Source organism: Methylophilus sp. YYY-1 (assembly GCF_029132825.1).
GTDB lineage: Bacteria > Pseudomonadota > Gammaproteobacteria > Burkholderiales > Methylophilaceae > Methylophilus > Methylophilus glucosoxydans.
In genome coordinates, this window is record NZ_WOVG01000001.1 from 1,275,260 (window position 1) to 1,287,511 (window position 12,252).

Genomic DNA, 12,252 nt, shown 5'->3' on the forward strand with positions numbered 1-12,252 from the left:
AATAATACTTACTTCAAGCACAATCGCAAATTAGTATACACAAAAAAGCCGCACATCAAATCATCTTCTTATGCGCAAAATGACTTAACTGGCCATGCGCCATCGTGGCACCAGACAATCACGCTATCCGGCCACGCCTCATATATGCGAGCAACTTTAGTGCCTGAAACGGGAGATCAAATGCAGGAATAAGACGACAAAACCACCTGATTTAGGTGGTTTTGTATAGGCGAGGACTGATATCAACTAAAAGTTCTCGCGCATGTATATGATAGGTGCCTTATAAATACCGAAGGTGGCGCGCGCACTAGGGTCTGCGCCAAACCATCCCCCCAAACCATCTGTCCCGTCAGCGGCGTTAGACTGAACACTACTGGTACAAGTACGATCTCCGCCGGCACTGCCAAAATTGAGATCCAGATCTACACTCCCTGTATTGGGTGTTGTGCCCGACACGCCCGGAGCGCTCAAGCGCAAACTCATAACCCCATTATTCATGGCACTGTTCACGCTCAACACGGTTTCACAGGCATTAAGATTGCCTCTGTAGTTTTTCATGGCGATGGTATTCAGTGGAAAGCTGGTGCACGTATCGTCTGAACTGCGGCGATACCCACCGCCACCCCAGTACTGCACTTCAACGGGAACAATCAACGGCAATAACTCAGAGCCATGCGCAGGCGTAATGGCAACTCGTCCATAACGGTAGGTGGCACTTGATAAAGTAATCGTGGCAGGATCGGTTGCAACGCCATCGGAATCCTGTACGCGCGTCGTCACCGAAAAGGTTTGCTCTGCAATAGGGCTTGCAGGACGTGTCACGTTAAATCTTGCGGTCATCGCCGCTTTCCCGCCAGACCACCCCCCCTGTAGCGCAGGACTATGGACACTTTGACTTAATGTCCCACCTACCAGCGGAGGATTAGTTGAGAAATTAAAGTTTGCCCAAGCACTTGGATTATTGAACTTGGCATAACTGCTGGGTCCCGTGCCTGTGTAATATGTCGTGGTCGCCCCATACCCATTCTGGGCAGTAATGGTAAATGGTATCTCCAAACCAGCTTTGGTGCTGGTATCCTGATTATAGTAGACAAAAGTACTACAAGCTTGCTTGCTCCCCCCTGTAGTGATCACAAACTTATTCGGAATGAATCTGCCAAAAAAACTACTTGCAGCGGTATTGCCAAAATTGCAGCCATATTTCTTGGGGGTACCCGTGCCCGTATTATCAAATCCGCCATTATCACAATCTCCATTAGCTTTATCTACAGCGGTAAAAGTATCGTCATAGACCCCTTGGGCTGCAAATTGAAAAAAGCCAACCTCACTGTACTTAAAACTATCACTGCTACTGGTGCCACTACTGGCCGCAGGAAATTTGTTAGGAGTTATAGGGTCATAGCTAATCTGCCCCATCGTCACTACACCATCATGCTGATAGACTTTTGACGTATCTATAGAAGGGGTTCCGTTATAGCCGCTTTCACCAGTCACAGCTGTTAAGTTAAAACTATCTGTGCCTGCCTTAAGCTTGTAAGTATAGGTCGGCGAGGGGGTAGTAGACGAGAGGCTTGTGTTGGTAGTTGAAACTGTAAAGGACTGCGGCCGAATGGCAAAGTTATCAGAAGAACAACCCGATTTGTTCTGACCGGCGTCACTCACCTGACAACGCACCTTGGTATATGCTTGCTTCACATCTGAGGCGTTGAATGTCACTGTTTTATGCCCGCCATCCGAAGCCATGAAGCTAACAGACTTGGTCGCGATGATGTTCGTACTGCAGGTGTTATTACTATCGGTGACCAAATCAACTTTTAAACCAGACGAATTGTAGCCGTTGGACTGTTCACCATTGGCAAGTACGGCAACCACCTCAACATCAAAAGACTGACCAAGCACCTTGGTGTAGAGTGGGTTACGCTTAGATGAGTCAGCTTTTAGGTTGTTATATTTAATGGGGGCACTTTCCATACACTCAAACGTATTCACACACGCCGTGTTCGTCATGGTAAAACTACAACTTTGCGAATTATTTGCCGTGTTCCAGCACTTGATGCCATTCATCGGCCCTTTGCTGAGGCCCGTCGCTCCCAAGGTATAAGTAGCTGCAGCGCTACCTTGTAAGGTAATGGTGTCAATGGTGCGGTCACTCCCAACGTCGAACTGGGCGTCCGGTGTCACCGTGACGGTTGGAGAGCTGGGAGAAATGGTCAGCGTCCCCGTAAGGCTACCTGAATTGATTAACTGGTTATCCGGACAAGGCATGGTAGAAACCAAACAAGCCATGACCTGAATATCGACCGGACATAAAGAGGAACTGCCAGGGTGGCGTATTTCCAGGTGATCATAATCAGGCACCAGGGTTGAGCCAACCACAAAGTCATAGCTGAATGTGTATGTTCCAGGCGATGTAAAGTCGTATTCAATCGCAGCGCCTGTGTCTGTTAAAGTGGTATTGACTGTATTCCCCAATTGGCCTGTTTTGGCTAGCGCACAGGCGACGGAATTGTCATTGGACCAGAATGTTTGGTAATTGCCTACGCAATAACGGCCAAATTTCCCATCCCGCTCCCTGAAACTCTCAACCACATCCAGGTTGGCAGGCAAACTTGTACTAGAAGGGCACTGAACATTCGTATTTCCACTTCCTGAAGAGCAGCTACCTGCATAAGGATAAGTCCCGGCGACCTGTTTGCCGTTGGTATCGACGTAACGAACACCACATCCACAGTCAGAGCCACCCAAATAGGTATCCACCACATGATAATAACGCACTGGATTACTGGAGCTGACTGGATACAACAAAGGAATATTAATCGTGACCTTTGCAGTCACAAAGTCATAGGGATAGGTATAACTCCAATCGATAGTGATTTGTGGACCGCCGCCGATATTGTTCGCAGGAACAGTGAACTGCGAACGGGTTGTCTGCGCATTTCCAGCGGATGCGTTAGCTGGCGTCACCGCTGTCATTGCTTGCGCTGTATAGCTTCCTGGCGCGTTGTAGGCAAAGTGATCAGGGCCATAAATAGTATTATTGCCACGAATATAAATCCCGTTATCTAACCGACTATTAGCTGGCGTTCGATCAGGTTGATAAAGCTGGCCGCTACTATTGAGCCTTTGTACCTGAATTTGGGAGTTATCATTGATGAAGATTTTCAACCCATTTGAAGAGTCAGAACCGCCGTTGGCGTTTAAAGTAACGGTTGCCGCTTTTGTCGCTTCAGCAGAAAACAAGCTGACCAGACACAAAAGCCATATCACTGTTGCATGCTTCCATCTAAACACGGTCATTTTCCTCTAACTACACTCTTCTGTACCCATCAGGCAACGACTCAAGCTCACTGTGACTTTGCGCTCAATATAATCAAGCGCGCCAGCTGCCCCTTTTGAGGCGGTAGCGGTAATGGTATACATGCCGATATTCTGTGTCCCTGCGCGATCTTGCGGCATCGGGTTTGTCTGATTACATGTCAATGCAATGTTAAAGCCATTAATCGTAAACGGATTAGGCGGTGTTGGGCATGATTGCATTGATGTCGTCCCTGGCGCAATCACCTGATAAGCCGCCCACTCCACGCCTGCCTTGGCAGCCAGGTAAGCTTGTGCACCTTGCACATCCTGTATCGTGCCTTGATTGGCCAACAATGACAGCCGCATAGAATACCCTACAAGCGACGCCAATATCACCATTAAGAAGATTGCCACAGGCAACATAAATCCTTTTATGCGATGAAGCGTATTTTTCATGGCGAATTCACCACATTAATCAGGTTAACCAGGCGTACAACGCCACCATTTTTACTGAGCTCGAGCTGTGCTATTACCACGCCGCTATGCTGCATGACGCCTTCTGTATAAGTAAAACTACAGCCCGTGACATCTTGCGCAACGATACTAGGGGTGAGTCCGGCAAAGTTTGAGGGGTGCGCAGAGGGAATTGCGTAGTTTGAATACATCAACAGACGGCGGTTGGCTAAATCACAGACATAAAATACGGCCCCTTTCACTACATAAAAACGGCTACCCGGGGAGGGTAGTGGAAAGGCTGAACCGCTAAATGAGAGCGTGCTGAGATTAGTGCCAGTGATGGTTAAGGAGCGAATCGTATCCCCGGCATACACATCTGCTCCTTGGATGCCAAGGTTATAAATCACCAACTGGTCGCCAGAATCTACAGAAGGCACAGGGTCGCCGAGTACGTTAAAAGTGTCATTCGCACTTACAAAATCCAGCGTATCCTGCTGGTAGCGGCCGCCAGCTTTGATCGGCACAAACTCTACATAGGAATTATCAGCAGCCACCCAGACACTATTGGGCAAGGCGTTGCGGATATCGCGTGACATGCGGCGCAATGAGATATCGGCGCGATCGGCGAGCTCATAATAAGCCTCGGAATTCACATAAGCCAAAATGGAATTTTTGATAAAGGTGACGGAAATACCGCCGAGAATTGCCATCACCACAATGACGATGACCAACTCCACCAAGGTGAAGCCTGAAATAGCAGATTTGGGTTGGTTAAATTTTCGGCGCATAACGAACCCTGTATCCAGTCAGCCGGATGGTAGTGTCTGCGGGACCTGTCACCGTAATCACAATCTGTAACACCGCATCTGCTGGCAGCGCTGCAAAAGCACCACTCCCGCCCGCCTGAGTAATTGCAACGGATGCCGCGTAAGGGTTTAAGCCCGGTAAGGCAGTCGCATTGCCAATGCGGCAAATGCCGGCACATCCACCACCAGGCATGGAAAATCCACCATAATCGGCCACATTATCAAATGGATCGGTGGCACTGTAACGGCTCTCCGTAGAGGGTGTAGGGCCATTTAAGGTCGCATTTTGTGGATTGGTACAATCGCCATAACTTGTCGCCGTAGACGCATTCGGGTCATCGGGATCACAATAAGTAAAAGGCATTTGCTGGACTTCTTGCATCAGCGACTCAGCAATGGCGATTGCTTGCTTGCGCGCCAGTGGATCTGCTGAATGACGTCCCATAAATGAGAGCGCACCGATAACACCGGCGATGGCGGTGGTGACAATCACCATAAACACCACCATCTCCACCAATGAAAAACCTGCTTGCAAGCGCATGCACAATTTGCCTGGTTGTCTGTAAGAGTGATGTTTGTTGTGATGCATTGTTATTATCCAGCCTGTAACTGGTGGACTGCTCAGTGTACGTATCCGGTGTCCGCCTCAACAGTCACAGTCACAGATTGCGCATTATTTTTCTTGTTGGTCGCTTTATAGTTAACCGTCGTAGAATTAGGCACCACCCGCCCGAGTGCGTCAAAGCCCACGCTTACATTGTCTGAGGTGATATCCACATTCTTGCTGCTCGTGAACACGTATGCCGCAGCTGTTTCAGGATTAATTACCACCTGATTGCACGCGGTATCGAAACATAAGCTAACCGTATCTGGCACCGCATTATTATGAATCACATATACATTGCGACGTTGAGCAATTGCCGTTTTTTGCGCATAGCGTAATGTAGATGAAAGTAAACCCGCGTCACCGCGGGTTTCGAAGATGTCACTATTGACAAATCTGGGTGCAGCTACCGCCGCCAGTATTCCCATAATTGAAATCACAACCACTAGCTCGACAATAGTAAATCCCTTCATTCCAAAGTCTAGTCTTGTTAACACGCATTACCTAAAGTCGCCAAACCAGTAGATGGGTTGTAAGTGATTGTACAAGTGCCTTTTGTATAAGTAGCATTATCGGCACCAGTTCCCGCATTAAATGTAAAACCTGCTCGATCCTGAATAGCAGCATCAATACCAGCTGCAGTAGAAATTGGCCACCCTGTGGTATCACTTACTGTGACGTCAGAACTATCCATCTTTACGGTTGTACCCGTGGCACCACCTGCCATCCAAGCGGCCTTTGCCAAACTTGCCGCTGATGAGAGCGCTCCAGCCAATCCTTGCGCTGCTGCCTTTTGAGCATTTGCTTGAACATTGATAAATCTTGGCAATGCTGTTGCTGCCAAAATACCAAGAACCGCGATCACAACCACCAATTCAACTAATGTAAAACCAGCTTGTTTTTTCATCACTCAAACTCCTAATCAAAATGCCCTGCCGTTCTTATCACAGTGGCAGGTTAACACTGCGTTAAATTGTCATTAGCAAATACTATGCCAGACAATTTTGGTCCATTCTCTTGAAAACTGCAAAGAAGCTCAAATTACCCACCTTTGAGCATTACTGAACTCATATCCCAAATAGGTAAAAATACCCCCAATGCAAGTATCAGAACAAGCACACCCAGAAATACAATTAAAATAGGTTCAATCTGCGCACCCAGAGTTTTCACATCGTACTCAACATCTGCCTGATACATATCTGCAACTTCTTGCATAAGCGTATCTAATGAACCAGACTCCTCACCCACCGCAATCATTTGTAAGACAAGCGAATTAAAGACTCCAGTTTGCGTGGCTGTTCTGAGGATGGTTTCACCGCGCTCAATGCCCGCAGACATGCTTAAAATTTTTGCTGAAATATAGTCATTTTCGACCGTTTGTGACACCAGCCTTAACGCTGACAGAATGGGCAAACCACTGCGTGTAGACAACGCAAAGCTACGCGCAAAACGGGCCATGGTGCCTTTAAAAATAATTTTACCGGCAATCGGGATACGCATTTTGATACGGTCCCAGTTTGACCGGCCACTTGCCGTTTTAAGATAAGTTTTAAATGACCAGCCTGCCGCGGCAATCATGCCAATCAGCACAAACCAGTAATTGCGCATGAAGTTTGAAAATGCAATCAGCATTTTGGTAATCAATGGCAAATCGGCATGCATGCTAGCAAACACTTTTTCAAACTGCGGGATCACCATAACGTTAATCACCACAATCGCAATTGCCATGGCAGTGAGTACAAACATAGGATATTGCAAAGCCGATTTGATTTGCCCACGCATAAAGCGGTCAAACTCGATATGCTCAGACAGGCGCAAAAAAATATTATCCAAATTACCCGTCGTTTCGCCAACCCGGATCATACTGATATAAAAACTATCGAAGACTTTTGGATGCTCAGTCATCGCCACTGACAATTCACGGCCTGAGTCCAGGCCCACACGCAGTTGCCCCACCACTTGTGCCAGCTTGGGGTTACCTACTGAGCTTTGAATACCTGAGAGGGCGCGCATAATCGGAATACCGGCTTTAAGCAGCGTATACATCTGCTTGCTGAAAATCATCACCTCAAGACTGGTGATTTTTTCTTCAAACAGGTTAATCGCAACAGCACTCGTTTTCTTGGGCTTAATCTCAACTGGCGTAATTCGGGTACCACTTAACGCGGCGCCCAAGGCATCGGCATCGGCGGCTTCTTGTACCCCAGTCACCACCATGCCATCTTCGGTACGCCCTTTGTATTCAAATAATGGCATAGGCGTTATTCTTCAAACTGGTTATCGACACGCATGATTTCTTCCAGCGTGGTTTTACCTTCAAGCGCCAGTTGTAGCGATTGGTCGCGCAGGGTTTTGCCTTTCAGGCGTTCACGAGCCTTTTTGATAAAGACATTCGTATCCGGCATGTTGGCTGCCATCGCCAGTTCATCGGTCATTTCGAGAAATTCATACAAGCCCACCCGCCCCAAATAACCGGTGCGGTTGCAATGCTGACATCCTTTGCCATTACGGAAGTTGGTCGGTAACGTTGCATCAGGCAACACCTGATTGAGCCACACTGTTTCACTCTCAGTAGGCACATGCGCTTCAGCACAGTGCGGGCAAATTAACCTTACCAGACGTTGCGCCATGACACCGAGCAAGGACATCGCCACCATAAAGCGCGGCACCCCCATGTCAATCAAACGCACCGGGGCAGTTGAAGCATCGTTAGTATGCAAAGTTGAAAGCACCAAGTGACCAGTCATGGAGGCACGCAGACCGGTTTGCGCAGTTTCTTCATCCCGCATCTCGCCCACCAGCACAATATCCGGATCCTGCCGCAAAATGGCACGTAGCAACTTGGGAAAATCCAGCTCGATTTTCTCATTCACCTGCGTCTGAATAATGCCGGGCAGCCGATACTCCACCGGATCTTCCACCGTAATAACTTTGGTTTCGGGGGTATTAAGCTCACTCAATGCTGAGTACAAGGTCGTCGTTTTACCACTCCCGGTAGGCCCGGTGACCAAGACCATGCCACTGGGCCGGTTAATCATTTTTCTAAAGCGTGCCAGCAAAGCCGGCGGCATACCCAGTTTATCGAGCTGAAAATGGGCAGTGTTCTGAATCAGCAGACGCATGACCACCGTTTCGCCATACTGCGTTGGCATGGTCGAAATACGCATATCGACCGCCTTACCTTTGACCGAGAAGCCAAAACGACCATCTTGTGGCAGGCGCTTTTCAGAGATATCCAAGCCAGCCATGATCTTGAGACGCATGACCAACGCAGTGGCAATTTTGATATCTGCCTGGGTTTGAAAATGCATGACACCATCAATCCGAAAGCGGATCAGCAGCTTGTTGTCTTGCGGCTCAATGTGCACGTCAGACGCTCGCACTTGCACCGCGTCCTCAAAAATCGTCTGCAACAGCTTGACCACAGGCGCATCGTCCACGCCCAGGTCTACACCCATCATGCTTGAGAGATCGGCATTGCTGTCTGCCAGGTCCTCTTGCAACTCAAGCGCCAGTGAAGAAATCTGCTCAGTCTGGCGATAGGAACGATCAATGGTCTGCATGAGCAGACTCTCTTGCACCACGACGATATCAATATCACGCCTGAGCAGCCTGACCAACTCGTCATAGGCATAGACATCCGAAGGGTCAACCATCGCCACCAGAATGCTGTCTGGACGCTCTTCGAGCAAAATGGCACGGAAACGACGTGCCTGCACTTCAGGGAGTTTTTGAACCTGCTTGGGATCCAGCTCATACTGTCCAAGATCCAGGAAAGGGATATTGAGCTGATGTGCAACGGCTTCAGCAATTTGCCGCTCGTTGGCATAGCCTTTTTCAGCAATCACCCGTCCAAGGCGGCGGCCTGTCTTGCGCTGCTCTTCCAGCGCCTGATCCAGTTCAGCTTGGGTCATGAAATTCTGTCTGACCAGAATTTCACCTAATCTAATTTTCTCGGGACGAGCCATGGCGTTGTAATTATTTATCTTGAGATACTTTCTCGACTATCATATCACCGTCATACTATCCTTGCGTAAGCAAACAAGCAGCCAAACATGTTTCATATCGTGCTTTTCGAACCCGAAATCCCGCCCAATACAGGCAACATTATCCGTCTCTGTGCCAATGCAGGAGCCAGGCTACATCTGGTCAAACCACTGGGTTTTGAACTTTCAGATAAACAGTTAAAGCGGGCTGGGCTGGACTACCATGAATATGCAGCGTTGACCGTGTATGAAAACTGGGCGGAATGCCAGCAAGCGCTGCATGGAAAACGCATGTTTGCCTTGACCACCAAAGGCAGCACGCGCCACAGTGATTTGCAGTTTAAAGACGAGGATGTATTTGTATTTGGACCAGAGTCACGTGGCTTGCCAGAAGAAATTCGCGCCCAATTTGCGGCAGAGCATCGTGTCAGATTGCCAATGTTGCCGCATAGCCGTAGCCTGAATTTATCCAACTCAGCCGCAATTTTGCTGTATGAAGCCTGGCGACAAGTCGGGTTTACCGGTGGTGTTTAAAATCACTCTCTAAAACCTATAGACAAAAAAAGCCCCGATTAAGGGGTAAATCGGGGCAATAGGCCTCATCGTAAAGGCTTCCGCTCAGGGAGGAAAGAAGCGGAAAGATGATTCATCATCATCGTGCAAGTATGAGTGTGGGATGTTTTAAAAAGTTCCAGAGAAATGTTGAGTACAACGATTTGCCGACTACAAGCACATGCTTAGACTGCGCCTGAAACGCTGCATCATGCGATAATAACGGCATGTATTCTGAAAATAATCTGTTACAGGGCCTGAATGATAAACAACTGCAAGCGGTCACCCTGCCGCATGTCTCGGCACTCATTCTAGCCGGGGCGGGCAGTGGCAAAACCCGCGTGCTCACCACGCGGATTGCCTGGCTGATCCAAACCGGGCAAACCTCCCCCATGGGCCTGATGGCAGTGACGTTTACCAACAAAGCAGCCAAGGAAATGCTGACCCGCCTCACCAGCATGTTGCCGATTAATACACGCGGCATGTGGGTAGGCACCTTTCACGGCTTGTGTAACCGCATGTTGCGCGCGCATTACCGTGAAGCGGGCTTACCGAATACCTTTCAGATTTTAGATACCGCCGACCAGCTTTCTGCCATCAAACGCGTGATGAAACTGATGAATGTGGATGATGAAAAATATCCGCCCAAGCAGGTGATGGGCTATATCAATAGCTGCAAAGAGGAAGGCCTGCGTGCGGATAGCGTCGATGCTTACGACGGCCATAGCCAGAAACTGCGCGAAATTTATGCGGCCTATGATCAGCAATGTAACCGCGAAGGCGTGGCCGATTTTGCCGAGTTATTATTGCGTTGCTACGAGCTGCTTGAGCGCGAACCGCACATCCGTGCGCATTATCAGCAACGCTTTCAATATATCCTGGTCGATGAGTTTCAGGACACCAACCGGCTGCAATACCTGTGGCTAAAACTGTTAGGCGGCGCACATAACAGTATTTTTGCCGTCGGGGATGACGACCAGAGCATTTACGCATTCCGTGGCGCACGCGTCGGCAATATGAATGACTTCCAGCGCGACTTCAACGTGCAGAATATCGTCAAGCTCGAAGAAAACTACCGTTCGCACAGCAACATCCTCGATGCCGCCAACGCCATCATTGCCAACAACCGCAACCGTTTGGGTAAAAACCTGTGGACCTCGGCCGGCAAGGGCGAGCCGATTCGCATTTATGAGGCTTACAACGATACCGACGAAGCGCAGTTTATTGTCGATGAAGTGAATATGCTGCAAAAAGAAGGCGTGCCCTTGGGCGAGATGGCCCTGCTCTACCGCAGCAATGCGCAGTCCCGCATCCTCGAACATACCCTGTTTTCGGCCAACATCCCTTACCGCGTGTATGGCGGCCTGCGCTTTTTCGAGCGGGCTGAAATCAAACACGCTTTGGCCTACATGCGGCTGATTGCCAACGCCAACGACGACACGGCCTTGTTGCGTATTATTAACTTCCCGCCCCGCGGCATCGGCGCACGTGGCCTAGAACAACTGCAAGAAGCTGCGCGCCAAAATGAATGCAGCTTATGGCAAGCCGCCACCAACAAAGTGGGTGAAGGCAAGCTAGGCAGCAAAGGCCTGGATGGCTTTGTGGCCCTGATCCGGCAAATTGTTGACCAAGGCTACGGCATCACGCTGGGTGAAATGGCAGAAATGGTCATCAACCTGAGTGGCCTGATGGCGCACTACCAAAACGACAAAGAAGGCGAAGACCGCATTGAAAACTTGCAAGAGCTGGTGACGGCTGCGGTCGCCTTTAGCAAGCAGGACTTGGGTAACCATCACAACATGGAGGAAGATGCCGACCTGCTGACCCAGTTTTTGAACCATGCCAGCCTAGAAGCAGGCGACCATCAGGCCGACGTTGGTCATGAGGCCCTGCAACTGATGACCGTGCATGCCGCCAAAGGCCTGGAGTTTCAGAGTGTGTTTATCAGCGGCGTCGAAGAAGGCCTGTTCCCGCACGAGCAAGCTGCCTATGAAAATGGTGGCCTTGAGGAAGAGCGGCGGCTCATGTACGTCGCCGTCACGCGCGCGCGCCAGCGCTTGTATATGACATATGCGCAAAGCCGCATGCTGCATGGACAAGTTCGCTACGGCATCCCTTCACGCTTTGTCGATGAAATCCCTGCCGAACTCACCAAACGCCTGAATAGCAAACCGGCTGCCAAACCTTATGCGGCAGGCGGTCAATACACCATGCCAGCTGCACAACCGGCAAGCACCCAGTCCAACTATCCGTTCAAGATTGGTCAAAGTGTGCGCCACAGCAAATTTGGCGAAGGGGTTGTGGTTAGCTATGAGGGGAACGCCAGCGATCTGGCGGTGAAAGTAAATTTTGGCAGCGCCGGATTAAAAACGCTGATGCTGGAATACGCCAAGCTCGAAAAAATCTGAGGTCGTTTACGCCTGTTATCTAGGCCTCGGGGCAGTAACCTCACGGACCGTCTGTTGATACGCCTCAAGTTGAGGTTTCATTCGTCTCAGTTGTTACGTTCAACCATTTCAAGCTAGCTTGCAGCACAAGATATTGTCATAAA

General features: G+C 49.4%; 10 protein-coding genes. 2 read left to right on the plus strand and 8 right to left on the minus strand.

The genetic code is table 11. The annotated features are described in order from the left end of the window. Window positions 1-246 precede the first annotated feature (246 nt). From GOC95_RS06190 to GOC95_RS06225, 8 genes are all read right to left on the minus strand, one after another. A complete protein-coding gene (locus GOC95_RS06190) occupies window positions 247-3,297 on the minus strand; it encodes a DUF6701 domain-containing protein (RefSeq protein WP_275356324.1) in 3,051 nt (1,016 codons plus the stop codon). Window positions 3,298-3,303: 6 nt separating this feature from the next. Further along, complete coding sequence (locus GOC95_RS06195) at window positions 3,304-3,663, minus strand: hypothetical protein (protein ID WP_275356325.1); 360 nt, start codon at window positions 3,661-3,663, stop codon at window positions 3,304-3,306. A gap of 86 nt (window positions 3,664-3,749) precedes the next feature. Beyond that, window positions 3,750-4,541, minus strand: a complete 792-nt coding sequence (locus tag GOC95_RS06200; RefSeq protein ID WP_275356326.1) for a prepilin-type N-terminal cleavage/methylation domain-containing protein — start codon at window positions 4,539-4,541, stop codon at window positions 3,750-3,752. Next, entirely contained in the window at window positions 4,525-5,100 is a 576-nt protein-coding gene (locus GOC95_RS06205) for a type II secretion system protein (protein WP_275356327.1), read from the minus strand. The genes GOC95_RS06200 and GOC95_RS06205 overlap by 17 nt, the downstream gene beginning before the upstream one ends. Window positions 5,101-5,180: 80 nt before the next feature. After that, complete coding sequence (locus GOC95_RS06210) at window positions 5,181-5,636, minus strand: GspH/FimT family pseudopilin (protein WP_275356328.1); 456 nt, start codon at window positions 5,634-5,636, stop codon at window positions 5,181-5,183. 17 nt (window positions 5,637-5,653) lie between these two features. Next, complete coding sequence (locus GOC95_RS06215; protein WP_275356329.1) at window positions 5,654-6,070, minus strand: type II secretion system protein; 417 nt, start codon at window positions 6,068-6,070, stop codon at window positions 5,654-5,656. A 134-nt stretch (window positions 6,071-6,204) separates the two neighbouring features. Further along, window positions 6,205-7,419: a type II secretion system F family protein gene (locus GOC95_RS06220; RefSeq protein ID WP_275356330.1), complete on the minus strand. Its 1,215-nt coding sequence runs from the start codon at window positions 7,417-7,419 to the stop codon at window positions 6,205-6,207. A 5-nt stretch (window positions 7,420-7,424) separates the two neighbouring features. Further along, a complete protein-coding gene (locus GOC95_RS06225; RefSeq protein ID WP_343223964.1) occupies window positions 7,425-9,077 on the minus strand; it encodes a GspE/PulE family protein in 1,653 nt (550 codons plus the stop codon). Window positions 9,078-9,218: 141 nt separating this feature from the next. Here GOC95_RS06225 and trmL point away from each other — a divergent pair, with 141 nt between their 5' ends. Both trmL and uvrD read left to right on the plus strand, forming a co-directional pair. Then, window positions 9,219-9,683 (plus strand): tRNA (uridine(34)/cytosine(34)/5-carboxymethylaminomethyluridine(34)-2'-O)-methyltransferase TrmL, encoded by a 465-nt coding sequence (trmL, locus tag GOC95_RS06230; RefSeq protein WP_194748681.1) that lies wholly within the window; start codon window positions 9,219-9,221, stop codon window positions 9,681-9,683. Window positions 9,684-9,928: 245 nt separating this feature from the next. After that, window positions 9,929-12,109 (plus strand): DNA helicase II, encoded by a 2,181-nt coding sequence (gene uvrD, locus GOC95_RS06235; protein ID WP_275356332.1) that lies wholly within the window; start codon window positions 9,929-9,931, stop codon window positions 12,107-12,109. Window positions 12,110-12,252: the final 143 nt, after the last annotated feature.